The organism is Micromonospora sp. NPDC050695, assembly GCF_040654415.1.
Taxonomy (GTDB): domain Bacteria; phylum Actinomycetota; class Actinomycetes; order Mycobacteriales; family Micromonosporaceae; genus Micromonospora.
The window spans coordinates 1-26,720 of the sequence record NZ_JBFAHZ010000067.1 but is presented as its reverse complement, the minus strand read 5'-3'; the positions used below and the strand labels follow the sequence as shown (position 1 = coordinate 26,720).

28 protein-coding genes and 1 tRNA gene are annotated in these 26,720 nt (G+C 70.3%); 17 read left to right on the top strand and 12 right to left on the bottom strand.

The window, feature by feature from the left end; genetic code table 11:
* Positions 1-91 precede the first annotated feature (91 nt).
* The 4 genes from AB0H52_RS28915 to AB0H52_RS28900 all read right to left on the bottom strand — a co-directional run bounded on the left by AB0H52_RS28915 (position 92) and on the right by AB0H52_RS28900 (position 4,220).
* Positions 92-820 carry an alpha/beta hydrolase gene (locus tag AB0H52_RS28915; RefSeq protein ID WP_347403766.1) on the bottom strand — a complete coding sequence of 243 codons (729 nt, stop codon included), beginning with the start codon at positions 818-820 and terminating at the stop codon, positions 92-94.
* 119 nt (positions 821-939) lie between these two features.
* On the bottom strand, positions 940-1,845 hold the full coding sequence (locus AB0H52_RS28910; protein WP_151488258.1) for a siderophore-interacting protein: 906 nt from the start codon (positions 1,843-1,845) through the stop codon (positions 940-942).
* 213 nt (positions 1,846-2,058) lie between these two features.
* Entirely contained in the window at positions 2,059-3,813 is a 1,755-nt protein-coding gene (locus tag AB0H52_RS28905; protein WP_225854148.1) for a M36 family metallopeptidase, read from the bottom strand.
* A gap of 140 nt (positions 3,814-3,953) precedes the next feature.
* Positions 3,954-4,220 (bottom strand): helix-turn-helix transcriptional regulator, encoded by a 267-nt coding sequence (locus tag AB0H52_RS28900; RefSeq protein WP_151488232.1) that lies wholly within the window; start codon positions 4,218-4,220, stop codon positions 3,954-3,956.
* A gap of 102 nt (positions 4,221-4,322) precedes the next feature.
* Here AB0H52_RS28900 and map point away from each other — a divergent pair, with 102 nt between their 5' ends.
* The 4 genes from map to AB0H52_RS28880 all read left to right on the top strand — a co-directional run bounded on the left by map (position 4,323) and on the right by AB0H52_RS28880 (position 7,259).
* On the top strand, positions 4,323-5,141 hold the full coding sequence (map, locus tag AB0H52_RS28895) for a type I methionyl aminopeptidase (RefSeq protein ID WP_151488233.1): 819 nt from the start codon (positions 4,323-4,325) through the stop codon (positions 5,139-5,141).
* 132 nt (positions 5,142-5,273) lie between these two features.
* A tRNA-OTHER gene (locus tag AB0H52_RS28890) sits at positions 5,274-5,405 on the top strand.
* 265 nt (positions 5,406-5,670) lie between these two features.
* Positions 5,671-6,027 (top strand): YciI family protein, encoded by a 357-nt coding sequence (locus AB0H52_RS28885; protein WP_151488234.1) that lies wholly within the window; start codon positions 5,671-5,673, stop codon positions 6,025-6,027.
* Positions 6,024-7,259: a sigma-70 family RNA polymerase sigma factor gene (locus AB0H52_RS28880; protein WP_151488235.1), complete on the top strand. Its 1,236-nt coding sequence runs from the start codon at positions 6,024-6,026 to the stop codon at positions 7,257-7,259. The genes AB0H52_RS28885 and AB0H52_RS28880 overlap by 4 nt, the downstream gene beginning before the upstream one ends.
* Positions 7,260-7,311: 52 nt before the next feature.
* Here the strand turns inward: AB0H52_RS28880 and AB0H52_RS28875 are convergent, their stop codons facing one another.
* Complete coding sequence (locus AB0H52_RS28875; protein ID WP_151488236.1) at positions 7,312-8,295, bottom strand: NAD(P)-dependent alcohol dehydrogenase; 984 nt, start codon at positions 8,293-8,295, stop codon at positions 7,312-7,314.
* Between the two features lie 103 nt (positions 8,296-8,398).
* On the opposite strand from AB0H52_RS28875, the gene AB0H52_RS28870 reads away from it, so the two are divergent.
* Positions 8,399-9,115, top strand: coding sequence for a TetR/AcrR family transcriptional regulator C-terminal domain-containing protein (locus AB0H52_RS28870; RefSeq protein WP_151488237.1), 717 nt, complete (start codon positions 8,399-8,401; stop codon positions 9,113-9,115).
* Between the two features lie 136 nt (positions 9,116-9,251).
* Here AB0H52_RS28870 and AB0H52_RS28865 read toward each other — a convergent pair whose 3' ends face one another.
* From AB0H52_RS28865 to AB0H52_RS28855, 3 genes are all read right to left on the bottom strand, one after another.
* A complete protein-coding gene (locus AB0H52_RS28865) occupies positions 9,252-9,398 on the bottom strand; it encodes a hypothetical protein (RefSeq protein ID WP_357951369.1) in 147 nt (48 codons plus the stop codon).
* A 109-nt stretch (positions 9,399-9,507) separates the two neighbouring features.
* On the bottom strand, positions 9,508-10,752 hold the full coding sequence (locus tag AB0H52_RS28860; RefSeq protein WP_357951368.1) for a cellulose-binding domain-containing protein: 1,245 nt from the start codon (positions 10,750-10,752) through the stop codon (positions 9,508-9,510).
* Between the two features lie 299 nt (positions 10,753-11,051).
* Entirely contained in the window at positions 11,052-11,639 is a 588-nt protein-coding gene (locus AB0H52_RS28855) for a DinB family protein (protein ID WP_151488239.1), read from the bottom strand.
* 172 nt (positions 11,640-11,811) lie between these two features.
* On the opposite strand from AB0H52_RS28855, the gene AB0H52_RS28850 reads away from it, so the two are divergent.
* From AB0H52_RS28850 to AB0H52_RS28835, 4 genes are all read left to right on the top strand, one after another.
* Entirely contained in the window at positions 11,812-12,372 is a 561-nt protein-coding gene (locus tag AB0H52_RS28850) for a GNAT family N-acetyltransferase (protein WP_151488240.1), read from the top strand.
* 137 nt (positions 12,373-12,509) lie between these two features.
* Positions 12,510-12,884, top strand: a complete 375-nt coding sequence (locus tag AB0H52_RS28845; RefSeq protein WP_151488241.1) for a metalloregulator ArsR/SmtB family transcription factor — start codon at positions 12,510-12,512, stop codon at positions 12,882-12,884.
* A 32-nt stretch (positions 12,885-12,916) separates the two neighbouring features.
* Positions 12,917-13,354: an SRPBCC domain-containing protein gene (locus AB0H52_RS28840; protein ID WP_357951365.1), complete on the top strand. Its 438-nt coding sequence runs from the start codon at positions 12,917-12,919 to the stop codon at positions 13,352-13,354.
* 18 nt (positions 13,355-13,372) lie between these two features.
* Positions 13,373-13,954, top strand: a complete 582-nt coding sequence (locus AB0H52_RS28835) for a dihydrofolate reductase family protein (RefSeq protein ID WP_151488243.1) — start codon at positions 13,373-13,375, stop codon at positions 13,952-13,954.
* A 207-nt stretch (positions 13,955-14,161) separates the two neighbouring features.
* Here the strand turns inward: AB0H52_RS28835 and AB0H52_RS28830 are convergent, their stop codons facing one another.
* On the bottom strand, positions 14,162-14,416 hold the full coding sequence (locus tag AB0H52_RS28830) for a hypothetical protein (protein WP_151488244.1): 255 nt from the start codon (positions 14,414-14,416) through the stop codon (positions 14,162-14,164).
* 140 nt (positions 14,417-14,556) lie between these two features.
* Between AB0H52_RS28830 and AB0H52_RS28825 the strand changes: the two genes are divergently transcribed.
* Positions 14,557-15,351, top strand: coding sequence for a hypothetical protein (locus tag AB0H52_RS28825; RefSeq protein ID WP_357951362.1), 795 nt, complete (start codon positions 14,557-14,559; stop codon positions 15,349-15,351).
* Positions 15,352-15,479: 128 nt separating this feature from the next.
* Here AB0H52_RS28825 and AB0H52_RS28820 read toward each other — a convergent pair whose 3' ends face one another.
* The 3 genes from AB0H52_RS28820 to AB0H52_RS28810 form a co-directional block, all read right to left on the bottom strand.
* Positions 15,480-16,301, bottom strand: a complete 822-nt coding sequence (locus AB0H52_RS28820) for an alpha/beta hydrolase (RefSeq protein WP_357951360.1) — start codon at positions 16,299-16,301, stop codon at positions 15,480-15,482.
* A gap of 19 nt (positions 16,302-16,320) precedes the next feature.
* Positions 16,321-16,890, bottom strand: a complete 570-nt coding sequence (locus tag AB0H52_RS28815; protein ID WP_357951358.1) for a DJ-1/PfpI family protein — start codon at positions 16,888-16,890, stop codon at positions 16,321-16,323.
* Between the two features lie 98 nt (positions 16,891-16,988).
* A complete protein-coding gene (locus AB0H52_RS28810) occupies positions 16,989-17,732 on the bottom strand; it encodes a GntR family transcriptional regulator (RefSeq protein WP_151488247.1) in 744 nt (247 codons plus the stop codon).
* Between the two features lie 382 nt (positions 17,733-18,114).
* Between AB0H52_RS28810 and AB0H52_RS28805 the strand changes: the two genes are divergently transcribed.
* The 7 genes from AB0H52_RS28805 to AB0H52_RS28775 all read left to right on the top strand — a co-directional run bounded on the left by AB0H52_RS28805 (position 18,115) and on the right by AB0H52_RS28775 (position 26,335).
* Complete coding sequence (locus AB0H52_RS28805) at positions 18,115-19,479, top strand: extracellular solute-binding protein (protein ID WP_225854149.1); 1,365 nt, start codon at positions 18,115-18,117, stop codon at positions 19,477-19,479.
* Positions 19,480-19,580: 101 nt separating this feature from the next.
* Positions 19,581-20,426, top strand: a complete 846-nt coding sequence (locus tag AB0H52_RS28800; RefSeq protein WP_278123472.1) for a sugar ABC transporter permease — start codon at positions 19,581-19,583, stop codon at positions 20,424-20,426.
* Positions 20,426-21,337 carry a carbohydrate ABC transporter permease gene (locus AB0H52_RS28795; RefSeq protein ID WP_151488250.1) on the top strand — a complete coding sequence of 304 codons (912 nt, stop codon included), beginning with the start codon at positions 20,426-20,428 and terminating at the stop codon, positions 21,335-21,337. The genes AB0H52_RS28800 and AB0H52_RS28795 overlap by 1 nt, the downstream gene beginning before the upstream one ends.
* A complete protein-coding gene (locus AB0H52_RS28790) occupies positions 21,337-22,404 on the top strand; it encodes an ABC transporter ATP-binding protein (protein ID WP_357951355.1) in 1,068 nt (355 codons plus the stop codon). The genes AB0H52_RS28795 and AB0H52_RS28790 overlap by 1 nt, the downstream gene beginning before the upstream one ends.
* Positions 22,404-23,480 carry an ABC transporter ATP-binding protein gene (locus AB0H52_RS28785; protein WP_151488252.1) on the top strand — a complete coding sequence of 359 codons (1,077 nt, stop codon included), beginning with the start codon at positions 22,404-22,406 and terminating at the stop codon, positions 23,478-23,480. The genes AB0H52_RS28790 and AB0H52_RS28785 overlap by 1 nt, the downstream gene beginning before the upstream one ends.
* 116 nt (positions 23,481-23,596) lie before the next feature.
* Positions 23,597-25,057: an NAD-dependent succinate-semialdehyde dehydrogenase gene (locus AB0H52_RS28780; RefSeq protein WP_357951352.1), complete on the top strand. Its 1,461-nt coding sequence runs from the start codon at positions 23,597-23,599 to the stop codon at positions 25,055-25,057.
* Positions 25,058-25,120: 63 nt separating this feature from the next.
* Positions 25,121-26,335: an iron-containing alcohol dehydrogenase gene (locus AB0H52_RS28775; RefSeq protein WP_151488254.1), complete on the top strand. Its 1,215-nt coding sequence runs from the start codon at positions 25,121-25,123 to the stop codon at positions 26,333-26,335.
* Positions 26,336-26,720 lie beyond the last annotated feature (385 nt).

Sequence of the window (26,720 nt, the reverse complement as noted above, 5' to 3'; positions counted from 1 at the left end):
TTCGACACGGCCGCCCTCGTCCACCTCGCCGACTACGAAGCGTAACCAAACACAGGACACTCAACCCGAACAGGACTTGCGACCTGCTGCACTAGGCGGCCCCGACGCCCCGTGCCGCCTCGATGATGGACTCGGCGACCTCGCCGGGCCGGGACACCGCCATCGCGTGGGAGGCACCGGCGATCTCCCGAACTCCGCGTGCGCCGGCACGTTCGGCCATGAAGCGGTGTACGGCGACCGGGATGTTGCGGTCCGCGTCACCGAGCACGAACCAGCTGGGCAACGACTGCCACGCCGGGGTGTCCGTCGCCAGCGCCTCGCCGAGCGCCTGCTCGGTCGCCGGCCGTTGCGTCCGGGCCATCAACGCCGCCTGGTCGTCGGACACGTCCGCGGCGAACTGCGCGTGGTAGGCGTCCTGGCCGATCGCCACCTCGTTGCCGCCGGTCGACACCGGATAGGAGACCAGGGTGTCGGCGAGCGTGCTGCCCGGGAACTTGCCGGACAGCGCCAGCGCGGACTCACCCGTCTGCGGGGCGAACGCGTTCACGTAGACCAGGCCACGCACCGTCGGGTCACCCGCCGCCGCCTCCGTGATGACCATGCCGCCGTACGAGTGAGCGACGAGCAGGACGGGACCGCCGATCCCCCGCACCACGTCGCGCAGGTACGCGGCGTCGCCCGCGACGCTGCGCAGCGGGTTTGCGGCGGCCACCACGGAGTAGGCGGGGCCGAGCCGCTCGATCACACCGTTCCAACTCGCCGACTCGGCGAACGCGCCGTGCACGAGGACGACGGTGAGCTGTTGGTCTGACACGGCCATCCGCTCCTTGGCTCCGGGACGGGTCGCGTGCGCAGCCCGTCCGTCCGCGTGGGCGCGGCTGATTACCCGTCGTACGACCGGGAAACGTCGAACCGTCGGCAGGCTTCGACGCCTGGGGCTCAGACGGGGTCGGCGCGGCCGAGTCGCCAGTAGCCCATGAAGGCCACCGCCCGGCGATCGAGGCCACGCTCGACGACGAGATGTCGACGCAGGGTCCGGATGACGCCCGCCTCCCCCGCCAGCCACGCGTACAGCCGTGACGGGGACACCTCCTCGGGCACCTCCCAGAGGATCTCGCTGTCCACGTCCACGTCACTGATGGGCTGGGCGGGCACCGGCGTTCCACCGGCCAGCAGCTCGCCCGCCGCGGCCGCCACGGCCGGCACCAGTCGACAGCCGTGCGCGCCCTCGCCCCGGGGCAGCCACCGCACCTCGATCCCGGGGGGCGCCGCCAGCGGCAACACGTCGCCGGCGTCGGGCACCTCCAGCAGGACCATGCCGTACGCGTCGAGGGGCAGGCGTTCACAGATGCCGCTGATCGCCGGGACGGCCGTCTCGTCACCGGCCAGCAGCAGGGCTCCGGTCGACGGGGGGCGGAACTCGACCCCGCCGTGGTCACCGTCGTAGCCGGCGTCCGGCCCGAGCAGGGCGATCTCGTCGCCGGGGCGCACCCGCCGCGCCCAGCGGGTGGCTGGGCCGCCGTCGCCGTGCAGGACAAGGTCGACGTCGACCTCGGACGCGTGCGGGCGAACCGCGCGGACAGTGTAGGTACGCACCGGGTTGCGCTCGTGCTCCGGCAGGGCTCGCCACTTCGCGTACCAGTCCGGCCCCTCGGGCAGGTGCACCCCGCGCTGGCCGGGCAGCGGCAGGGCCAGCTTGATCCGCTGGTCGTAGCCGTTGTCGGCGAATCGGATGAGGTCGGGCCCGGTGAAGGTCACCCGCGTGAAGGAGGGACTGAGCTGGCGTACCGCCCGGACCTCGACGGCGAACAGACGCCACGGGGCGATGGGCAGGGTCTCGGTCATGCTGCCTCTCGGGTCGACGAGCACGCGGGCCAGGTGCGGCGCCACCAGACCGACGAAGCCGATCACGCCGACGGCGCAGACCCGATAGAGGTTAGGCTAACCTAACCAGCACGGACGCTGTCAAGGCGGGTACGCGGCACGCGGCACCGTGAACACGGAAAGGCCGGCGGGACGTCGACAGTCGCGACGTCCCGCCGGCCCGCACCCGGCTCGTCAGCTCCAGGGCAGCGAGAAGTCCTCGGTCGGCGAGGTGTCCGTCGCGCCGTCCGTGCTCGCGTGGAAGCCCATGCCGCGTGCGGCGAAGACCCGCCAGATGTCCCGCTGCCCCCGGCCGTGGTTGACGACCCGGTCGGCCAGCAGGATCGCGTCACGCATGTCGAGATAGGACGGATCCGCGGGCGAGAGTTCCATCGCCCGGGTGATCAGCGAGCGGGCCGTGTGGCTGCCGATCGCGCCACGCAGGTCCCAGAGTGTCTGCGCCCAGATCTCGCCGTCGGCGTGGATCTCCGGTTCGGTGGTCCCCGGCACGGTCCGCGAATTGCGAATCTTGCCGTAGTCACCATACGTGTAACCGCCGACGCCGGCGGCGGGGTTGCCGGCACAGATCGCCTCGGCGCTGTGCACCGGACAGTCGATCGCCGCACTACGCACCGAGCGGCCGGCCAGGATGTAGTCGCCCTCGCGGACGTCACCGTCGACGGCGTCGTCGCGCTCCAGACCGCTGTCGACCAGATAGTCCAGGCCGTACCAGTCGCTCCAGGCCTCGTACATCGCCAGTGCCTGCGCGCTGATCAGCGTGGAGTTGCCGTTGGCGTCGACCACCAGGCGATCGGACAGGCCGTGGGTGTACTCGTGGAAGACGATGTCCGCCGTGTCACCGGAGTTGCCGGCGAGCACACTGGCGGACTTGACGAACAGGTACATCTGCATGCGCGGCGCCATGCCGTCCGGCGGCGTCGTCATGTTGGCGTTGTTGGCGTGGCGGTCGTCCGGCAGGCCGTTCGCCGTGTCGGCGCCGTCCATCGACTCGGCGACGACCGCGTCGCCGTCGACGGCCTCGAAGTTGCCGGCCGCCCGGGTGAACCCGATCGGGCTGGCGGCGAGATGGTCGTGCCAGGTCCCCAGGTAGGAGAAGAATTGCGCGGCGTTCTGCTCCCGGTTGCTCTGCCAGGAGTACGGCACCGCCGGATCCCACGAGCATTGCCGCTGCGCGGAACACGGGGCGCCGACCTGGCCCGAGAAGTCGGTGAACGGGAAGTCGAAGCTGCGCCGGGCGTCCGGGAGGACCTCCTCCGACGGCTGCGCCACGTTGTCGGCGTTGACGTCGGAGTAGACGTGCCCGACGTTGCCCGCCAAGGTCCCCGCGTTCGGTGGCAACCACCTGTTCAGGTTGACCGTGTGCTGCCTGCCGCCGACCGGGGCACCCGGATAGTTCTCCCACGTCGTCGCGTGGTGGTTGGCGACCAGGCTCCGCCGGAAGAGGACCGCGCCGTCGGCGGCGTCCACCACGCTGAACTGGCCCTGGTCCATGGCGATCACCTCCCACGCCAACCTCGGGCCCGCCTGGGTGTTGAAGACGACCTGGCGGGCCTGGCCACCGTCGGAGAACGTCGCGGACGTCGAGCTTCCGGAGCGTACGGTCGCCGCCGAGTCACCCGACCCGGCCCGTACCGCGGCCCTGCGCGCGGCCGGCGTCGGCGCGTCGGAGGTCAGCAGCGGCACCTCCACCGGCCGCCGCCGGCGCCGCCAGGAGATCGCCGTGTTGACCATCACCCGGCGTACGTAGACCTCGGGCGCGTCCCTGCGCAGCACCCGACCCCAGCGCCGATGGGTCTTCTCCAACGCCGACTGTGTCGGGTCCTCGGCTGTTCCCCGGTCGCCGGTCAGCAGGTAGGCCGTTCGGAGCAACGACCCCCACTGCCGTTGTACGAACAGCCGGAACTGTTCGTCGTCCTCGTACCGACTCACGCCGCCTCCAGGTCGCATCCGCCTCGCTTCAGGTGCGGATGCAGGGTGAGACGCGATCGGCGGCGTCCAGGGTTGAGTCGGGATCCGTACGCCGAGGTGGATTCGGGTCTTTCAGTGGTTGTCCGCCTGGAAAGGAGCCCTCAGGACGCTTCGCGGACACGCAGGTCGGCCAGCCACACGTCGGCCAGGTCGCTGAGCGGGACGCCGAGCACCTCGCTGAGGCAGACGACGGTGCCGAACGCGGGTGCCGGGAGCCGACCTACTTCGATCTTGCGCAGCGTCTCCGGTGAGATGCCGGCCGCCAGGGCCACCTCGACGGGGCTGCGGCTGCCGCGCGCGACCCGAAGCGCCGCTCCGAGGCGTTGCCCCGCGGCGATCTGTTCGGGTGTGAGCGGTGGGCGGACCATGTGAGCAGGATAGATCCGCCCTCGCGGACCGGCAATGCCAACCCGCCGGCAGCCCCGAACAGCGTGGTATAAATATACCGCAACGGCGAGGGAGGGTTGATCATGATCGAACTGAAGTCCACCGAGGAGATCGCTCGGATGGCCGTGACCGGCCAGTTCGTCGGCGAGTTGCTGGCGGAGCTGCGCGCCGTCGCCGCCGTCGGGGTCAACCTGATGGACCTCGAACACCACGCCCGCCGACGAGTCAAGGAGCGCGGAGCCGAGTCCTGCTACTGGGACTACACGCCGTCGTTCGGCCGTGGACCGTTTCGCAACGTCCTGTGCCTCTCGGTGAACGACGCCGTGCTGCACGGCCTGCCGCACCGGTACGCCCTGCGCGACGGTGACCTGCTGAGCATCGACATGGCGGTCGGGATCGACGGCTGGGTCGCCGACTCCGCGCTGTCCGTCATCGTCGGCACCCCCGCCCCGGAGGACCTGAAGCTGATCGAGGCCACCGAGGTCGCGCTGGAGGCCGGAATCGCCGCCGCACGACCGGGCAATCAGCTCGGTGACGTCTCCGCCGCCATCGGCGAGGTCGCCCGCCGCTACGGCTACCGGGTCAACAACGAGTTCGGTGGGCACGGCATCGGCCGGACCATGCACGAGGCCCCGCACGTGTCCAACGACGGCCGGCCCGGCCGGGGCATGAAGCTCAAGCCCGGCCTGGCGCTCGCGATCGAGCCGTGGCTCTGCCGCAGCACCGACAAGATCAAATACGATGCGGACGGGTGGACGATCCGATCCGCGGACGGCTCGCGGACGGCCCACTCCGAGCACACCGTCGCGGTGACCGCCGACGGCCCGCAGGTGCTGACCCGCCGGCCCGGGCACGACACCAGGCCGGGCGATCGCAGTGGACAGTCCGCCACAGCGTCCTGACCGGCGGACACGCCCAATGTCGTGGCGTCAGGCCCGCTGTACCGTCCGCTGCCGGCGGCGCGCTCCTGACGGCGGCGGCGACCCCGAATCTCGATGGCGGTGCCGGCGCGGCCGGTGCGATGATCGACATCTGGGTCGCTGGCTCGACTGGCTAGAGCATTCGACTAAGTAGCCCGTCCGCTCTCCGCCTGCGCGGTGATGGGGGTGCTTCCTTCTCCTTTCTGGATCGAAGGGTTCGGGGTTCGAGTCCCCGGCAACCTGCCAGCACACCTACGCCGAGCTGCTGGCCGCGCACGACGCCCTGATCACCGCGGCCGGTGACCGGGTGACCCTGCTGCGTCTCGGCGACGCCGCCGACGTGCAGGCGGCGCGGCTCTATCTGGCAACGGGACACCGCTCGTGACCTGACACCGGCCGCACTCCGCCGTCGGAGCAGAATGTCGCGGCGGCTGTCGATCTGCCGCCGTCCAGGCTCGTCGTAATGTAGAGGCCCACCACCGAGGGGCCCGCAGACGATGGGATATGGGACATGGCCAAGTACATGGTCCTCATCTACGGCGACGCTCAGCAGTGGGACGCCATGACCGACGAGCAGTGGAAGGCCCACGACGCCGCCCACGCGGCGTTCGCGGCCAAGGCCGGCTCGCAGATCATCGACGGGCAGCAGCTGGAGCTGGCGCCCACGGCCACCTCGCTGCGGCTGGGCGCACTCGGCCAGGTCACGACGACGGACGGGCCGTTTCTGGAGACCAAGGAAGCACTCGGCGGCTACTACCTGCTCGAGGCGGCCGATCTTGACGAGGTCCTGTCGTTGGCGACACTGCTTCCCGAGGTGCATGCGTCGCACAGCGGCGTGGAGATCCGTCCGGTGGTCGACCACGGATGAACGATGAGGTCGTCGCGGCGGTCGCCCGGGCGCACCGCCGCGACTGGGCCCAGGTGTTCAGCACCACCGCCCATCTGACCCGAGACCTTGACCTCGCCGAGGAGTGCACCCAGGACGCGTTCGCACAGGCCCTGGAGACCTGGGCGGAGACCGGCATCCCCGACCGGCCGGGCGCCTGGCTCACCACCATCGCGCGCAACCGGGCCCGGGACGTGCTGCGCCGTGAGTCGGTGTTCCGGCGCAAGATGCCGCTGCTCGTCGCGGACGATACGGTGCCCGGCCCGGAGGACGGCCTCGTCGACGATCGACTACGACTCATCTTCACCTGCTCCCACCCCGCGTTGTCCAGGGAGACGCAGGTCGCGCTGACCCTGCGCCTGGTGTGCGGGCTGTCCACGCCCGAGGTGGCGCGCGCGTTCCTGGTGCAGCCGGCCACCATGGCCGCCCGGATCACCCGGGCCAAGAAGAAGATCGCCGCGGCACGGATCCCCTACCGGGTGCCGGGCCCGGACCAACTCGAGGAGCGGGTCGGCGCGGTACTCGACGTCGTCCATCTCATCTTCACCACCGGCCACACCGCACCGATCGGCGCGCACCTGGTCCGCCAGGACATGGTCGACAGCGCGATCAGTCTGGCCCGCATGCTGCACCTGCTCATGCCGACCGACGCCGAGATCAGCGCCCTGCTGGCGCTGCTCCTCCTCAACGCGTCACGTCAGGCCACCCGGATGTCCGCCGACGGGCGCCTCGTGCTCCTGTCCGAGCAGGACCGCTCACGCTGGGACAGGCAGCTCATCGTCGAGGGGCAGGCGTTGCTGACCGACGCGCTGCGCCGACGGCCACCGACGCGGTACGCCCTGGAGGCCGCGATAGCCGCGGTGCACGCCGAGGCGCCGACCTGGCAGGACACCGACTGGTCCGAGATCATCGGGCTCTACGACGCCCTGTTCCGGCTGTGGCCCTCACCCGTGGTCGACCTCAACCGTGCCGTCGCCATCGGGCTGCGCGACGGCCCCCGCGCCGGGCTCGACGCGCTGACACCCTTGCTCGACGATCCGGCCCTGGCCACGTACGGCTATCTCAGTGCCGCCCGGGGCGACTTCCTGCGCCAGTTGAGGCAGTGGCCGCAGGCCGTGACGGCCTACGAGGAGGCCCTGACCCTCACCGACAACGACGTCGAACGTGCCTTCCTCAGCGAGCGGTTGACGGACGTGCGGCGGCACCTGCGCTGATCGCCCACTGGTCGTTCGCGCGGGTGGCGCCGGCCGGGCCGTCTCGGGTGCGTCAGAGGGTGATGACGACCTTCGCCCGCGCGTGCTCGCCTTCGAGGTAGCGGATGGCCTCGGGGACCTCGTGGAGTGGATAGGTACGGTCGATGACCGGTGTGAGGCGGCCGGCCTCGACGTGGGCGCGGAGCGTGTCGAGGTGGTGCCGGCCGGGTGCGGTCGTGAGCGTGACGATGCGGTGTCGGACCAGTGGCGCGAGCAGCCGTCCGCGCGCGATGAGCCAGACCGGTCCGATGAGGCTGCCCCCGCGGTACACGCCGCCGCCGGAGAGCACCAGCGTCCCGGTCGGTGTCAGCGCCCGCCGCAGCTCGCCGAGGGTGCGGTTGCCGACCAGGTCGAACACGACGTCGTGGCGGCGCGTGCCGTCGGCGAAGTCGTCCCGGGTGTAGTCGACGATGTGGTCGGCACCGAGGGAGCGGACCAGGTCGACGTTGCGACCGCTGCACACCCCCGTCACGGTCGCCCCGAACGTCTTGGCCAGTTGCACCGCGAGGGTGCCGACCCCGCCGGAGGCGCCGTTGATGAGGACGGAGTGACCGGGCCCGACCCGCCCGACGTCGCGCAGCCCCAGCAGCGCCGTGACGCCCGCCAGGGGCAGGGCCGCCGCCTGGTGCGGCGTCAGGTTCGCCGGCATCGCCGCGACCAGGGCCTCGGGTACGCACACATACTCGGCGAACGCGCCGTTGGCGTCGCCCAGGTCGCCGAAGACGGCGTCGCCCGGACGTACCTCGCGGACCTGGGCGCCGACGGCCTCGACCCGGCCGGCGAAGTCGCGGCCTCGGATGCGGGCCCGGGGCCGTGACCGGCCCATGGCCAACCGTGCCATCCGGGGATCACCCCGCATGGCATGCCAGTCGTACGCGTTGAGGGCCGCGGCCTCCACCCGGACGAGCACCTCGTCGGGTGCCGGCACGGGGGTGGGGACGTCGGCGAGCGCGAGCGTTTCGGGTGGGCCGTACCGGTCCTGGACGATCGCCTTCATGGTCCCTCCTCAGGGGTGTACGGCGTACACCAACGGTACGTGTACGCCGTATACCTGTCAAGGCGGTTATGGTTCAACGACCGCCGGACAAGACGAGGACGACATGGCTGAGCAGGCTGGGACGCTGCGCCGGACGCCCCTGAGCAGGGACCGCATCCTGCGTGCCGCCGTCGCGCTCGCCGACGAGACGGGGATCGAATCCCTCAGCATGCGCAACCTCGCCCATGATCTGGGCGTCGTGCCGATGGCCCTCTACAAGCACGTGGCCAACAAGGACGAACTGCTCGACGGCATGATCGACGTGGTCGTCGGCCAGATCGACGCGCCCGAGCCGGACGCCCACTGGAAGGACGCGATTCGTCGACGCGTCCTCTCGGCGCGCGAGGCGCTACGCCGGCACCCCTGGGCACCGCTCGCGATCGAGTCCCGGACGATGGCGACCCCGGCCGTCCTCGCCTACCTCGACTCGGTCGTCGGGACCTTCCAGGCCGGGGGATTCTCCGCGGACCTCGCCCACCACGTGATGCACACGATGGGCAGCCGGATCCTGGGCTTCAGTCAGGAGTTGTTCGACGCCTCCCGCCGCGCCGGACGGTCCGGCACCACCAATCCCGAACCACCGGCCGCACTGCCGCCGGAATTCGCCGCCCGGTTTCCCCACCTGGCGGAGATCGCCACGGCGGCCGCCCACGACGACCAGTCGGTCGTCGGGCCGGGCTGCGATGACCAGTTCGAGTTCGAGTTCGCACTGGACCTGCTGCTCGACGGCATCGAACGGCTGCACCAGCAGGGCTGGACATCGGCGCACCGACACCGGTGAGCGATCGGCAGGCAGCCGCTGACCGCGATCCGTCCACCCGGACAGGCGGAGGAGGCTGGGCCCGTGCGTCTGCACGCGGTGCCGGCAGCAACGTGGGTACGTGGCTGCCGGCCCCGACGATTCCCTCAGTGCGAGGTCAGTTGGTGATCACCGGCCAGGCGTACGCGAGCAGGGCGCAGGCGGCACCCAGAAGCGTGAGTGACACACCACGGGTGGGCAGTGGCAGGGCGGCGAGCACGATCAGAATGACGGCGATGACGTAGAGAAATGCCTGAACCGACATGGGCTCTCCTTGTTCACGGGGTTGATGGCGGTTGACCCTGTCCATCGGGGTGCTCCCGTCGGGACGTGGTCGCCGCTGCCTGCCAATGCCCCCTCGACGGCCGGCCCAATCAGCAGCCGATCCGGCTGGCCCCGAGCGCGACGTCGTCGTACCAGAGAGTGTCGGCCCCGCCGCCGTAGCTCTCCCAGCCCAGCTTCAGGTCCGTGAGCTGCGGCCGCCAGGTGCGGTTGTGCCACTGGCCGTCGATGTCGTGCGTCGGTACGCCGTCCGCGGTCAGCCCGGTGACGGCGGTGCCGTCCAACCAGGTCCGGAGCTGGCCGGCCGCACCGTCCACCATGAACTCCACGCACGCCCACCGGTTGGTGGGCAGTGGCACGCTCTGCGCCACCCCGGCCGGGCTCTGCTCGGGCAGGGTCGCGTCGTCGGAGGCGCGGTTCCACTGCAGGGCACCGTTCTGACCGCCCAACCGCAGATCCTTGTTGCCGTCGGCCGCGTCGACCATGGCCATCATCGTGGTGTGCTCGGTGGGCTGGGCGGTGGTGTGCCGTACCCAGATCCGGCCGTACCGGACACTGCCCACGCCGCCGAGGTTCTTCGTGGACCTGATGAAGACGTGATTGCAGTACCCGGCCGCGCCGTTGATCCGGACCGCCCGACTACCGCTGTGCGTGGTGGTCGTGTCGATGGTGGCCGTGCCGGCGCCGGAGCAGTCCGGGCTGACCACGGCCCAGTCGCCGGACGGCGTCGAGCCGGTCTGGGTCTCGAACCCGTCGCAGAGCACCGCCCCGGCACAGCCGACCGGTGGTTCGCTGGTCGGCGGGGTCGTCGTCGGTGGCGCGCTCGTCGGCGGGGTCGTCGTCGGTGGCGCGCTCGTCGGCGGGGTCGTCGTGGGTGGCACGGTGGTGGGCGGCGCCGTTGTCGGGGTTGGCCCGGCACCGTTGCACGGTACGCCGTTCAGGCTGAACCCGGTCGGCGCGCCGCCGCTGGAGCCGAACGTGCCCTGCACGCCGAACTCGGTGGAGCCGCCGGCCGCGATGCTGCCGTTGTACGACATGTTGCGGGCGGTCACCGTCGATCCGGACTGGCTGACCGTGGCGTTCCAGCCGTTCGTGACGCGCTCGTCTCCCGCGTACGCCCAGGTGACGGTCCAGCTGGAGACGGCGGTGTCGCCGGGTGAGACCTTGACGGCGGCGGTGAACCCGCCGGGCCACTGGTTGGGCGTGTAGTCGACCCGGCAGCCCTGGGCGGCCGTGGCCGGGCTGGTCAGCAGGGCCGTTCCGGTCACGGTACCGGCGGCGGCCAGCGCGGCGACGACCGCCAGGGTCGGGGCGGGGCGGGCGCGGAGAATCGTCATGAGAGGTCCTTCTGTCATCGAGCGGGACGGTGGCGGCGCGGCGACGCGTCCTGGACGGACGCGGCGCGACAACGCGCCCGGGGTGTAGCGCGACAAGGCGCCCTGGTGCGGCGCGGCGGCGCGCCACGGCGGCTGGTCGGTGCGTACGACCGATGTGTGCCCGGCTCGGGGTGGACCTGTCAGTCGCCGACGGCCCGGTCACCCGGACCCCGGCGGCGCCCAACCTCAATCTATTGACGAATGCCCATCTAATCAAGCGCCGGCGTCCCCCACGACGATCACCAGGTGAGCGACGCGCCTCAGGCGCCGGCTTGACCGGCCGCCCTGGCGGCCAGCTCGATGTGCGCGCGCCTGGCTTGCCAGAAGGCCGCGTCGCGCTGGGCCTCGGTGTCCCAGCCCGCCACCCCGATCGAGCCGTCGAGTTGTTCGCGCAGGATGTCCGCGTGTCCGGCGTGCCGGCTCGTCTCGGTGAGCAGGTGGACCAGGATGGTGAACAGCGTGACCTGCGGACGCGGCCACCACGGCACGTACCCGGGTGCGTCGACGGCCAGGGCGGTGATCGTCGCGTCCGAGTGCTGCCACACGCGCCGGTAACGGTCGACGACGTCCTCGCGCGTCTCGTGCTCGGTCGCCCACATGTCGCTGCCCTGCGCCTCGGCGTCGTCCCAGCGGGCCAGCGGTTCGGGGAACGGCCGTCCGAAGACCTCACCGAAGTACCTGGCCTCCCACGCCGACAGGTGCTTCACCAGGCCGAGAAGGTTGGTGCCGGTCGTGGTCAGGGGGCGGCGGATGTCGTACTCGCCGAGCCCGTCGAGCTTCCACAGAATCGCCTCGCGCAACTCCCGCAGCTCGCCGTGCAGGTACGTCTTCGCGACCTCATCGATCATGGGCCATGAGCCTGCCACGAGTCCACGGGCGACCTCAACCTGCGACCATCGCGACGTCAGCAGCTGGATGACGCCCACCTGGTCAAGCGGCCGGGATGCCCGACTCCGAGCTCAGCCGGACGGCCGGATAGTCGGGCGTCTCGCCGGGGTGCGTCCACTAACGTGCCGCCTCATGGAGAACGCGACCCTACGCACCGAACGCCTCGAGCTTCGGCCGGTGCGCGACGAGGACGTCGACCGGATCCTGGAGTACCGCAATCTGCCGGAGGTGACGCGTTGGCTCCTCCGCACGGAGGTCGACCCGGCGTCCTTCCGGGATGCCTGGCGGCGCGCGGCAGCAGACCCCGACGACCACAGCGTGGCGGCCACGCTTGATGGCGTGGTGATCGGAACCGTTTCGCTCGATGTCGTCGACGGCATGGGTCAGCCCGGCATGCCGCCGCGGACGGAGGCCGGACTCGGCTACGTCTTCGATCCGGCCTACGGCGGCCGTGGCTACGCGACCGAGGCGGTAACCGCGGTGGTGGCGCACGCGTTCGAGCGGCTGGGCATTCGAAGGATCACCGCTGGCTGCTTCGCGGACAACCTCGCCTCGGTGCGGATCCTCGAGAAGGTCGGCATGCGTCGTGAGCAGCACGGCATCGGTGATTCCTGGCACGTCGAGCTGGGCTGGCTGGACGGCTACACGTACGCCCTGCTCGCCGAGACATGGCGTCGGGAGGCAGCGCCGTAGGGATGGGCGAACGTCGCCGTCCCGGGACTGTCCACGCGCGACCGACCGCACCATCGGCGCGGCTCACGCCCTGTTCGTTGACAACATCACTCGTGCCCCAATACGCTTAACATGTTGGTTAAATGAGGGGGCTTCCGATGGCTGGCACCGACCAGCTCAGCGCCGTGTTCTCGGCGCTCGCCGACCCGACCAGACGGGCGATCATCGCCGAGCTGGCCGAACGCGACGCCACGGTCACCGAGCTCACCGCTCCTCTGTCCATCTCGATGCCGGCGGTGTCACGGCACCTCAAGGTGCTCGAGCGCGCCGCGCTCATCTCGCGGTCCCGGTCGGGCAAGTGGCGCGCGAGCCGCCTCGAGGCTGCCCCGTTGCGCGAGGCGGCCGACTGGATCGAGCGCTACCGGCGGTTCTGGGACTCGTCCCTCACCCGCCTCGATGCCCACCTCGCCGCAGTGCAGGCCGCCGGACGGGCATCGGACCGGATGGTCGACGATCCCAGGGAGCTCGAATGACAGCGGAAACTGCGCAGCTCGTGATCTCGCGTGTGTTCGACGCGCCGCGGGAGCTCGTCTACCGAGCCTTCACCGACCCCGACCACCTGGCGGCGTGGTGGGGCCCCGTCGGCAACTCACTGCCGCGCGACGAGATCGAGTTCGACGTACGCCCCGGCGGCTATCAACGGTGGACGGAGGTCAACGCCGCCGACCCCGGCCTTCGCGTGCGCATCCACGTCGACCTCACCGACGTCGCCGACGGTGAACTGCTCGCAGGCGTCATGCATGTCGGTGGTCGGCTGCAGGATGGCATCGAGCCGTTCGAGACGAGGCTGCGGCTCGAGTTCCACGACCAGGCGGACGGACGGACGCGACTGGTGATCCGCCAGTGGCTCCCCGACCATCTGGCGAACCCCAGCGAGGAGGGTTGGCGCCAGGCGTTCACCAAGCTGGACGCAACGCTGACAGATGTCCAGGCACGCAGCTGATCACCGAGAGGGAGAGGCATGGCCAACCTGATTTACGTGACGAACGTGTCGCTTGACGGCTACATTGAGGACGAACGCGGCGCGTTCGCCTGGATGCCGATGGACGACGAGGTGTTTGTGCTCTGCACCGACCTCCTTCGGCCGGTGGGCACGTTTCTCTACGGGCGGCGACTCTACGAGGCGATGGCCGTCTGGGAGACCGACGCAGCTCTGGCCGCGCAGTCCGACCTCATGGCCGACTTCGCGAGCACCTGGCAGGCGGCGAGCAAGGTCGTGTACTCCACGACCCTCACCACGGTGTCAACCGCCGACACCCGACTCGAACGCCGCTTCGACCCCGCCGCGGTCAAGGAATTGAAGGCCACGGCCAGCAGCGATCTCACCGTGGGAGGTGCGGACCTCGCGACGCAGGCATTCACGGCCGGGCTGGTCGACGAGTGCCACCTGCTCGTCTGGCCCGTGGTCGTCGGCGGCGGCAAGCCTGGGCTGCCCACCGGCACGCGCACCGACCTTGAGCTTCTCGCAGAGCGCCGATTCCGCAACGGCGTCGTACACCTCCACTACCGCGTTCTCGACAGTGCACGACAGCCCACGGCATAGACAGCGTGCGCGCGAGGCCCTGCGGCACGACGCCGACCAGGTGGGGACGAGGAGGCGGCGCTGGTGCGACAGGACATCGCCCGCGCGGTCCACGACGCGCGGTGAGACGGATGCCGCTCCACGTGAACGGCTGGCACCACGGCTCGTGTCGGCATGATCCGCCTTCCCGCGGCGGGCGGTAGCGTCTCGCCCGCCGGGGGAAGGTGTCTATCCCTCGGCAGTGGATCGACTGTGAAACACCAGCTCATCGATCTCCAACCGGCCGACGCGCAGCTCCCGCACGACCGCCCGGCGGATAGCCAGCCGCCCGATGGCCAGCGCCCCGACGGCCACAGCCCCGACGGCGAGCGCCCCCAGGGCGAGGGAGCCGAGCGACGCCGCCCCCACAGCCCGCGCGCCCGTCGCCACCGCGCCGTTGGCGCGCGTCCCGCTCAACCGCATCCGACGTACCTCTCGCATCATCACCCCATTGTCCGCGTACCGGCGGCTGCGGCGGCGCGCGCGACGCGCACCGGCAGCGCTACGGCGCCGACCTGGACCTGCCCGCGTACAACTTCACCGCCGCCGGCCTCGGGGCGCGGGGCGCCGACCGGGACCCGGCGATGGCCTGGGCGGCGCGGGCACTGCTCGCGTCGATCCTGCTGCTGGTGCTGTTCGGCCTCTACGGGCGCGGGTTCGGCGCGGCCGCCGCGCGCGGGCTGCTGCTCGGCGCGCTCCGGCCGTGGCGGGTCGCCGCGCTGCCGGTGCCCGTGACGCGGGCGGACCGGGTGCTGGTGTGGCTGGTCCCGGCCGTGCTGCTGGTGGCGAGCCGGCTCGTGTTGACCTGGTTCGCCGCGCCGGCGCACCTGCTGGTCACCCTGGGTGGGTGGGCGATGTTCGCCCTCGTCGTACGCCTCGTCGTCGGCCGCCGGGATCCGTTCCACCTCTGGGCCGTCATCGGCGGCGTCGCGCTGCTGCGCAGCGTGCTGCTGCTGGCGGCGCTCGCCGGGCGCGGGCCGGGCGGTTACTGGTTCGCCTTCTGGACCGCGCCGGGTCTGCGCGCGGCCTACGTCACCGTGGCGTTCGCGGCGTTCTGCTGGCTGTTCGTGGTCGTCGCCGTGGTCCTGCGGGACCGGTACGGTCTGCGGCGCGCAAGCGCCGTCGCGCTGACCCTCACCGCCGTGGGTGTGCCCCTCGGCGTGCTGTCCGCCCTGGTCTCAATTGTGGGCCTGGAACGCGCGCTGACGGTGTGGAATGACCAGCTCGCGCTGCTGCCCTGGGGCCTGTCCCGCATCCTCGGCATCACCGTCCACCTCGGCATCCCCGCCCAACTCCCCGCGTACGCCGCCGCGGCCGGGATCGCCGTGGCCGCAGCCGGCCTGCTCCTGTCGCTCGGCCGCCACCGGCAATCCGCCTGACCGCCCGATCCCCGGCACCCCTGACCTTCGACGGCCCACCCGATGACCGGAGCCGCGCGGACCCGTGACGAGATCTCCGAGGCAGGGTAGCCGTGCGTCGCCACGAGGTAGGCGGCACTGCATGAGCATCAGTGAACTCGGTCCCGGCCGAGGAAGCACGACAGCAGTTGCCTGAACTCGTGCGGGTGCTCGATCGCCGGCACGTGCCCGCACCGGCCGAACACGTGGAGACGGACATCGGCCAGGTGTTCGAGCAGGGGCTGGGCTGCCGTGCCGAGTGGGGTGACGCGGTCCTCGGCGCCGTGCACGAGCAGCACGGGCGTGCGGACGGCGGCCAGCGTCCGCGCCGAGAGGGTGAGCTCCTCGACCCATCGTGCCCTGGGTGGAGGGAACAACGACGCGTAGGTGGCCGCCCCCGCTCGCATCGCGGCTGCCCGGGCGTCGACGGCCGGATCGGTCACGAGCGCCTGGTCGAAGACGAGGCGACTCAACATGTCTCGGGTCCCGTGCGAGCCGGCGGGGGCGGCCCAGACCGCGTCGAGCGCGGCGGACAGCGGCGCCCCGGGGGCGCCCATCGTGGAGACCGCCACGACACGGGTCACCTGCCGGGGGCGCGCGGCCGCCAACGCCAGCGCCACGGCACCGCCCATGGAGTGACCCACCACGGCGTAGGACTCGATACCGAGAGCGTCCATCAGGCCCGCGGCCTGCTCCGTCCACAGCCGGAGCCCGCCCCTGGAGCCCGCCGGGAGGGGGGTACGGCCGAACCCGGCCTGGTCCGGAGCCACCAGGTGCCAGGACGGGCCCAGCGCCTGCGCCGTCGTTGCCCAGGCGCCGGACCCGGTCGTGCCGGGTCCGGAGCCGTGCAGCATCAGCACCGCAGGACCGGTGCCGCTCTCCAGGACGTGGACGGGAGAGCCGTCGACGGTGACGGTCCGACGTGCCGTCACCGGGGCAGGTCGGGTGTGCTCATGCCGCTGCGGGGTCGATGGACTTGGAGAAGACGTCCATCATCGCCCGGCCGAACTGCGGCATGTCGGGCCATCCCCGGCAGGAGACGAGGTTGCCGTCCACGACGTCGGGAGCGTCGATGACCGTCGCGCCCGCGTTCTCCATGTCACCGGTGATGGGGGGAAAGCACGCCGTCTTGCGGCCCTTCAGCAGCCCGTACACCGCCGGTACCTGTGCGCCGTGGCAGACCAGCGCGATGGGGAGGTTGCGCGCGAAGAAGTGCTCGGTGATGCGCCTGACGTCGGCGTCGACCCGGATCCACTCGGGGGCACGGCCCCCGGGGATGATGAGAGCGTCGTAGCGCTCCACGTCGACCTCGGCCCACGGCACGTCGACCGGCAACTTCCGGCCGTTCTTCTCCACATAGGCATCGGAGTTGGGGTCGAACTCGTGGATGACCAGTTGCACGTCACGCAACGTCCGTGACGAGACGTCGACGTCCCAGCCGCCCTCCTGCACGCGATAGTAGGGATACAAGGTGTCGAGTTCCTCGGCGGCGTCGCCGGTCAGGAGCAGCGCTCTGGGCACCTGCTTCTCCTCGCATCTGGGACGGGTGAGGTAGATCCAATCCGATCCGATCCGATCCGATCCGGTGGGGGTTAGCATTCCTCGGCCCCGCTCGCCCGTCAAGCCTCCACCGCCATCCCACCCGCGTCCCTGGCCTCGTCGAACAATCGCCGGAAACGCTCGCCGGACCGCAGGATGTGCCGACGCATCGCGTAGGCGGCGGCGTCGGGGTCGCGCGCGGCGATGGCGGCCACGACGTCCTCGTGCTCGGCCATGGCCAGGTGAGTGACCTGCGTGTCGTGGTGAAGCCGGAAGAGGTGCACGTGACTGTGCAGGCGAGCGAGCGCCTCACGGATGACCTGGTTCTCCGCGCTCAGCGCGACGAGATCGTGGAAAGCGGCGTCGCGCAGCCCGAAGGCGCCATAGGCCGTGGGGCCGTCGCCCCCCTCCAGTTCCGCCATCTCCTCCAGCATCCGTCGCAGGCCGGCCACCTGCTCAGAGGATGCGCGCTCGGCGGATCGGCGCGCCGCCGCCGGCTCAAGGAGCAGGCGAACCTCGAGCATGTCCTCGAATCGGTGACGGGTTATCTGGGGAGGAATGCGGTAGCCGGCGTGCGGCACCCGCACGACCAGACCCTCGGCCTCCATGCGGTTCAGAGCGTCCCGGATCGGCGTCTGCGAGACCCCCAGCTCGCGCGCCAGGACGTCGATCGTGACGCGGGAGCCAGGCTCGATCCGTAGCGACATCAGCTGTCCGAGCAGCGTGTCGTACACCTCGTCGGCAAGCCGGCCGCCGGATCTTCCCGGCGGCGTCTTGCCCGTCACGGCCCTGCGGCCCCGCGCGATCATCGCTTCGTCGTCCATCGTGACGTGAGGTCCTTTCTTGCGCCTTCGGGAACCTGTTGACATCGGTCACAACGCTGCGACATGCTGGCGCCCCACCGGATCGTATAGGAAAAGTGACGGACGCCCGCCGTCCGGCACCATCGCGGAACCGCCCGCGATCACTGCACTCCGATCGACGGCATGAGGACCGAGTACATCGCGGCGTACTCGGGACGGTGATCCGCGGGCCGGCCCCGCGACAGCCCGGCAACACGCCTGAACATCCCAGCACCTGCTCGGCGAAGCACATAGCGAGGCTCTAGAAGTCCCCATCCAGAAGGCAGGCGAGAAGATGCGGTATCCGAAGCGAAGAGGACGATCGTCCGTTCCCGGTCGCAAGGTACGGCTGGCGACGGCTGCCATGCTGCTGGTGGCCACGACCGTGGCGGCGTGCGGCGATGGCAAGGACGACGGCACCAAGGCGAGCGCCCCCAAGGCGCCGGCGACCATCCCGGAACTCACCAAGGACCCGTTGACCCTCAGCTTCATCTGGTTCGACTGGCCCCCCGCCCACGCACTGGAAGCCTTCGCGAACGCGGAGTACAAGAAGGAGCGCCCGAGCACGACCATCAAGGTCAACACCGTGCCGAACGCCAACTGGCACGATGCCATGTTCACGCAGTTCGCCGCGCGCAAGACCGACTTCGACATCGCGATCCTCGACTCGCAACACATCGGCGAGGCCGTGACGAACGGCAACATCCTCGACATCACCGACTTCGTCAAGAACAACATCGACGTCACGGCCTACAACCCGTACCTCCTGGCGGCCTACGGCCAGTTCCCCCAGGCGGAGACCGGCAAACGCGACGAAAACGCCAGCCTGTACGGGCTGCCGCTGCTCGGCGACACCTGGACGATGATCTACCGCAAGGACCTGATCGGCGACAAGGCACCGCAGACCTGGGACGAGATGATCTCGGTCGCGCAGAAGTGTCAGGCGGAGCACCCCGGCGTCAGCGGGCTGGCCTTCCACCAGGCCAACGGCTCCGACGCCGCAGCCGTCACCTACAACACGGTCAACGGCGTCTACGGCGGCAACCTCTGGGACTCCAAGGCGCGCAAGATCGAGGGCGTCCTCAACGACGCCGCGGGCCAGGAGGCGATGGACGTCCTGGTCAACAAGATGAAGCCGTTGACAGCCAAGGGCTCCGGCAACTGGTTCATCGACGAGGTGAACGCGGCGGTCGCCCAGGGCAAGGCATGCATCGCGTTCAACTGGATCGCCGCGAGTGGCGGCCTGCTCGATCCGAAGCAGTCGACGCTGGGCACCACGCGGAAGCAGATTCTCGACAAGCTCGGCTTTGCCACCCTGCCCAGGCAGAAGACCGACCTGGTCCCGCTCGGCGGTATGGGAATGCACGTGTCGGCCTACTCCGCCGCGGCGAACCAGGCGGAGGCCCTGAACTTCATGAAGTGGTTCGAGCGGGCGGACATCCAGAAGAAGTGGGCCGCGGCCGGTGGCGTGCCGTCGCGTACGGACGCCCTGCAGTCACCCGAGTTCCTCACCGCAGGGCCGTTCAACCAGGTGTACACCGACTCGGTTCCGCGGATGCGGGACATGTGGAACGTGCCCGAGTACGCGCGCCTCGTCGACATCGAGAACACCAACGTCAACGCGGCTCTCAACGGCGCGAAGAAGCCGAAGGACGCGCTCGACGACATCGCCAAGGAGCAGCAGGGCGTCATCGACTCCAGTGGCCGCAAGGGCGGCGGCGGACTGTGAGCGACCCCGTCCCTCTGACGACCGATCACCCCGGGCAGGTGGCGTCCGCGCCGCCACCTGCACCGGGTCGGTCCCGCCGGCTGAGTGACCGCGTACTCGCCGTGGCCTTCACCTCCCCCGCGCTGCTGCTGTTGCTCGCGATGTCGGTGTTCCCGTTGCTGTGGGCGTTGTACCTGTCCTTCACCGACTACTCGGCCACCCGCGGAGGGCCCGCTGATTTCATCGGGTTCGGGAACTACACCGCCATCCTGACGTCGGCGCAGGTCCACCAGCGGGCCCTGACGACGTTGATCTACGTGGTCGGCGCGGTCGCCCTGCAGACCGTGCTCGGTTTCGGCATCGCCTACCTGATCTCCCGGCGCACGCACGGGCGAGGGCTGCTGACCACGCTGTTCCTGGTGCCGATGATGCTGTCGCCGGTCGTGGTCGGGCTGTTCTGGCGATTCATGCTCGACGCGCAGTTCGGCGTGGTCAACAGCATGCTCGGCTCGCTCGGCCTGGGTCAGGTGGAGTGGCTCACCCGGCAGCGCACGGCACTGCTCTCCCTGGTCGTGGTCGACACCTGGCAGTGGACGCCGTTCATCATGCTCATCGCGCTCGCCGGCCTGACCGCGGTCCCCAAGTACCTGTACGAGGCCGCCTCCATCGACCGGGCGTCCGAGTGGTTCCGGTTCCGCACCATCACCCTTCCGCTGGTGTGGCCGCTGCTCCTCATCGCCGTGATGTTCAGGGCGATCGAGGCCTTCCGACTGTTCGACCTCGTCTACATCCTCACCAACGGAGGTCCGGGTGTCTCCACCGAGACGTTGTCGTTCCACGTCTACAAGGTGGCGTTCCTGGGCTTCAACACCGGAACCGCCTCGGCGTACGGGATCCTCATGGTCCTCGTCGTCATCGTCCTCACGCAGCTCTACCTGCGTTACCTGAACAAGCTCAAGGAGGGCTGATGGCCGTCTCCGTCGACGAGGCCGTGTCCACCGGCCCTGCCCGTGATCGGACGCCCCCCGGGCGCCGCCTCGGCGGCCGGGGCCGTTCCGTGCTGGAGGTCGCGCTGCTGACCGGGCTGGCCGTCGTGATGCTCTTTCCGGTGCTGTGGATGATCGAGACGTCCATCAAGGACAACCGGGACGTCTACGCCATCCCGGCCAAGTTCGTCGGCTTCCGGGTCACCCTGGAGCATTTCAGGGACGTGTTCGTCGCTCCCGGCGGCGGTCGCTCGGCCCTGTCCGTCGCGTTCCTCAACTCCGCCCTGGTCGCCGGGGCCTCCACGGTGCTGGCCACCGTGCTGGGTGTTCCGGCGGCCTGGGCCTACTCACGCTTCGCGGTGAAGGCCAAGAAGGACCAACTGTTCTTCATCCTGTCCACCCGCTTCATGCCGCCCGTGGTGGTCGTGATCCCGATCTTCCTCATGTACCGCCAGGTCGGGCTCATCGACAGCAAGATAGGTCTGATCCTCATCTACGCCGCGTTCAACGTCCCGTTCACGATCTGGATGATGAAGGGGTTCGTCGACGAGGTGCCCGCGGAGTACGAGGATGCCGCCATGCTCGACGGCTACACCCGTTTGCAGGCGTTCTGGAGGTACACCCTCCCCCTGCTCGTACCCGGCATCGCCGCGACGGCGGTCTTCGCACTCATCTTCTCCTGGAACGAGTTCGTGTTCGCCATCTTCCTCACCTCCAGCGACGATGTGCGGACGGCGCCGCCCGCCATCGCCGGTCTCATCGGTGGCACCACCACGGACTGGGGTCTCGTGGCCGCCGCCTCCGTGGTGTTCGCCCTACCGGTGCTCGTCTTCGCCTACCTGGTGCGCAGGCACCTCATCGCCGGTGTGACGCTCGGGGCGGTGCGACGCTGATGGCGGACATCGAGGTGAAAGCCCTGCACAAGCGCTACCCGGACGGGACGGTCGCCGTCGATCAGGTGGACCTGTCCATCGGCGACGGCGAGCTGTTCGTGATGCTCGGCCCCTCGGGGTGCGGCAAGACGACCACACTGCGGGCCATAGCCGGCCTGGAGAGGCAGACGACGGGCGACATCCGCATCGGCGACACACTGGTCAACGACCTGCCGCCCGCCGAACGCGACATCGCCATGGTGTTCCAGTTCTACGCCCTCTACCCGCATCTGAAGACCCGCGACAACCTGGCGTTCCCCCTGCGGGCCGAGGGGCTGCCCAAGGCGGAGGTGCGCAGGCGGGTCGACGAGGTCGCCCGGCTGATGCGGCTCGGTCCGCTCCTGGACCGGCGACCGCGCCAACTGTCCGGCGGGGAGCAGCAGCGCGTCGCGCTCGCTCGCGCCCTGGTGCGACGCCCGCGCGCATTCCTCATGGACGAACCTCTCACCAATCTGGACGCCGAGCTGAGGGCGGACATGCGCACGGAGATCAAACACCTACAGGGGGAACTGGGGGCGACGATGGTCTACGTCACCCACGACCAGGTCGAGGCGATGTCGCTCGGTCACCGGATCGCCATCCTCAACAAGGGCCGCGTCGAGCAGCTCGGCACACCGCTGGAGGTCTACGACCGTCCGGCGAGTCTCTTCTGCGCCGCGTTCATCGGCTCCCCGCCGATGAACCTGATCGAGGTGGAGGTGGCCGACGGGCAGCTACGCGGTCAGGGCGGACTGGTCCTCACGCCACCGCCGGGCGTACCGCGCGACCGTCGCCTGGTCGCGGGCGTCCGGCCGGAGGCGCTTGCCGTCACCGAAGCAGGGGCGGAACGGTCGGTCCCGGCCCGTATGGTCTCGGCGGAGTGGCTGGGCGACGAAATCATCTACGTCGTCGACCACGGTGGCCAGCGCGACGTCCGGGTTCGGATGCCACCGACTGTCCGCCACGCCGCCGGCGCGGCGGTCGGACTGCGGCACACCGGCGGAACCCCGGTGGTGTACGACGTGCGCACGGAAGAGCTGGTGGCCTGATGGGAACCGTGGCAGTGCGCGGGCTGTGCAAGTCCTTCGGCAAGGTCCAAGCCCTGGACGGGGTGACGCTGGATGTGCCCGACGGCTCGTTCTTCGTCGTACTCGGTCCCTCCGGGGCGGGCAAGACGACGACCCTGCGAGCGACCGCCGGCCTGGAGACGCTCGACGCCGGGTCGGTGCATCTGGACGGGAGGGACGCGACCGGTGACGCCCCGGCCGCACGCGACCTGGCCATGGTCTTCCAGAGCTACGCCCTCTACCCGCGACACACGGTGTACGAGAACATCGCTTCGCCGCTGCGGGCACGCCGACGTTCGTCGAGCGAGATCGCCGCCGCCGTCGAGCAGATGTCGGGCCTGCTGCACATCGAACGTCTGCTGCAGCGTCGTCCCGCGCAGTTGTCGGGCGGTGAGATGCAGCGCGTCGCCCTGGCCCGGGCGCTGGTCCGTCGCCCGCGCGCGTTTCTCATGGACGAGCCGCTGACGAACCTCGACCTCAAGCTCCGCGTCGAGATGCGCACCGAGCTCACCCGCATCCACAAGAGCCTCGGTGCGACCTTCGTCTACGTGACCAACGACCAGGTCGAGGCCCTGTCCATGGCCGACCAGGTCGCGGTCCTCAAGGAGGGGAAGGTGCAACAGGTCGGCACACCGACCGAGGTGTACGAGCGTCCCGCCAACCAGTGGGTCGCCGGATTCGTCGGAAGTCCACCGATCAGCCTGCTCGCCTGCCACGCCGAGGGGGATCGTCTGGTCGGCGCGGCGGGCTGGACGCTGCCTCGGCCCCGCTGGAGCACGGCCGAGGACGGTCGTGCGCTGCTCCTGGGCCTGCGCGCGGAGGACCTGTCCGTCGAGCAGCGTGGGGACGCGTCGTTGTCGGGGGAGCTCTACGGGCTCGAGCCGCTCGGAGACCGGACGGTGGTCGACGTCCGAGTGGGGACGGAGATCCTCAAGGTGAAGGCACGACCCACCGTCACCGGCACGCCGGGCGAGCGGCTGCGCGTCACGGTCGACCTGGACCGTGCGCACCTTTTCGATGCCGGCACCGGGCTGTCGCTGTCCGAGGCCGGGCGGTAACCGGGCACGGGCGGCGACGGCACCGCGACGAGGGCGTGTGACCCGTGCGGCTGGGCGGACAGCGCGACCGCTGAGGCATGCCCGACAGCACCAGGAAGAGCACAGGAGGCGACGCGATGAGTGACCCGATGAACGTCCTGACCCCCGAGCACCGGCGGCTCCGGATCGGCGACGCCTGGCGCGACGCCGCAGGCGGAGCCACCTTCGCCGTCGAGGATCCGGCCACCGGCAAGACCATCGCCGAGGTGGCGGACGCCGACGTCGTTGACGGGCTCGCCGCTCTGGACGCGGCGAGCAGGGCGATGTCGGAGTGGGCGGCGACCCCGGCGCGGAAACGGTCAGAGATGTTGACCGCGACGTACCGGGCGCTGACCGAGCGATCCGAGGAGGTCGCCCGGCTGATAACGCTCGAGATGGGCAAGCCGCTCGCCGAGGCTCGGGCAGAGGTGGCGTACGGCGCCGAGTTCTTCCGGTGGTTCGCCGAGGAGGCGGTACGCGTCGAGGGGCGGTACAGCATCGCTCCCGCGGGTGGATATCGCATCCTCACCGTGCCGAAACCGGTCGGACCGTGCGTCTTCGTGACGCCCTGGAACTTCCCGTTGGCCATGGGCGCCCGCAAGATCGCTCCTGCGCTGGCTGCGGGTTGCACGACGATCAGCAAGCCGGCGGCCCAGACGCCACTCACCATGCTGCTGCTGGCCCGCATCATGGAGCAGGTCGGCGTTCCCCCGGGGGTCGTCAACGTGGTGACCACCAAGCGTGCCGGCGACGTGGTCTCCGCACTACTGGCCGACAGTCGGACCCGCAAGCTCTCGTTCACCGGGTCGACCGAGGTCGGGCGCGTGCTGCTCCGACAGGCCGCGGACAACGTGCTGCGTACCTCCATGGAACTGGGCGGCAACGCGGCCCTGATCGTGTGTGCCGACGCCGACCTGGACGTCGCGCTCGACGGCGCCATGGTGGCCAAGATGCGCAACATCGGGGAGTCCTGCGTCGCGGCCAACCGCATCTACGTCGAGGAGCCGGTGCGCGAGGAGTTCACGGCGCGCTTCGCCGAACGGATGGGTGCCCTGTCGGTGGGCCATGGTCTCGACGACGGCGTGGACGTCGGGGCGTTGATCGACGAGGTCTCGGTCACCAGGATCGACGAGCTCGTCGCCGACGCGGTCGATCGCGGCGCCCGGGTCCTGGTGGGCGGCGAGCGTCCGGCCGGACCGGGCCACTTCTACCCGCCGACGGTCCTCGTCGACGTACCCGACGATGCGCGGATGCTGAAGGCGGAGATCTTCGGCCCGGTGGCACCGATCATCTCGTTCACGTCCGACGACGAGGTGCTGGCGAAGGCCAACGACACCGAGCACGGCCTGGTCGGATACGTCTTCACCCGTGACCTCCAGCGGGCGCTCCGGTTCACCGAGGGGCTGGATACGGGGATGCTCGGCATCAACCGCGGTCTGATATCGGATCCGTCGGCTCCGTTCGGAGGCGTGAAGCAGTCCGGGATCGGCAGGGAGGGGTCGCACGAGGGCATCCTCGAGTACCTCGACCTCACCTACGCGGCGATCGACCTGCCGTGACCGGCCTGCTGCTCCGGGCACCCGCCCAGCTCATCGCCGCCGACGTTCCGGAGAGGCACCGACATGCTTGAGACCGTCCGCGGACCACGCCAGCTGATCGTGGGCGAAGGGGTCGCGCAGAACATCCCACGAGTGGTGGCCGAGAGTGGCTCGCGAGTCCTCATCGTGACCGACCAGGTTCTTCTCAGGCAGCCGGGCGTGGCCGAGATCGTGGCCGCCGTGCGGGAGAAGGTCGACGTCGTCGAGGTGTTCTCCGACGCGACTCCGGACGTGCCACTCACCGATGTCGCCCTGGCCGTCTCGGTCGCCGCCGAGGTGGACGCCGACGTGATCCTCGCCATCGGCGGTGGCACGGTCATCGACCTCGCCAAAATCGTCGGCGTGATCCGGCGCCACGGTGGGACGCCGCGCGACTTCTACGGCGAGTCGCGGGTGCCGGGGCCGACCATGCCCCTCGTCGCGGTCCCGACGACGTCCGGCACCGGCTCCGAGCTCACACCCGTCTCCGTGTTGACCGACCCGGACCGCGAGCTGAAGGTGGGGGTCTCCAGCGTCCACCTCGTGCCCGACTTCGCCATCGTCGACCCCGAACTCACCTACACCTGCCCGGCGACCGTCACCGCCCACTCCGGCATCGACGCGTTCTGTCACGCGGTGGAGAGCTACACCGCGCGACCCCGGGCCCACGGACCGCGCGACCCGGTGGAGCAGGTGTTCCTCGGCCGCAACCCGATCACCGACCACTACGCGCTCCTGGCCGCGCAGCGGATCGCCCGCAGCTTGCCGCGTGCGGTCAGGGACGGAGGCGACACGGACGCGCGCGCCGACATGTCCTACGGGTCGATGCTCGCCGGGCTGGCCTTTTCCCACGCGGGCAACGCGGCTCCGCACGCTCTCCAGTACCCCATCGGCGCCGCCACGCACACGCCGCACGGCGTGGGCGTCGGGCTGCTACTCCCCTACGCGCTGGACGCGGCCAAGGAAGCCGTCGGCGACCGCCTGGCCATCCTCGCCGGGGTGTGCGGGCTCGACGTGACCGGCGCCTCCGATGCCGAGGCCGCAGACACGTTCCTCACCTGGCTCGACGTGCTCCTAGCCGACATCGGCATCCCGCCCACCTTGGCGGACATCGGCGTGGCACGCGCCGACCTCCCGCGCTTCGCGGAGATGGCCAGCGGCGTCACCCGTCTGATCCAGAACCATCCAGGCCCGACCGACACCGCCAGCCTGACCGCGATCCTCGAAGCCGCCTGGACCGGGGACCGGATCAGGCAGTGATGCTGATCCGCCCCGGTTGATCGTTCGCCGGAACGTGCCGCGCTCCGCCGGCTCAACACGGCACCTGCTCCGGTGACAGCAGGACCGGCCAACCCCCGGCGGCCGCGCGGGTCTCAGCGATCGATCACACCTCCGAGCGGGAACGGACGATCCGGCGCACCACCGCGGACTACTGGTGGCGCTCCTCCACGACACCGAACGGAACCGACCGTCGGTCGCCCTTACCCACACTTCATGGGTACGACTGCACCCCGGCCTGCTCTGCCAGGAGCCGGTCTGGTCGGGGACGTGCGGAGCCTGTCAAGTCAACTGAGACATTTTCTTGATTTTGTTTAGCTTTGTGCTGCTGGTTGGTTAAGCACAGGCGAGGCGGTGGTCTGTGCGG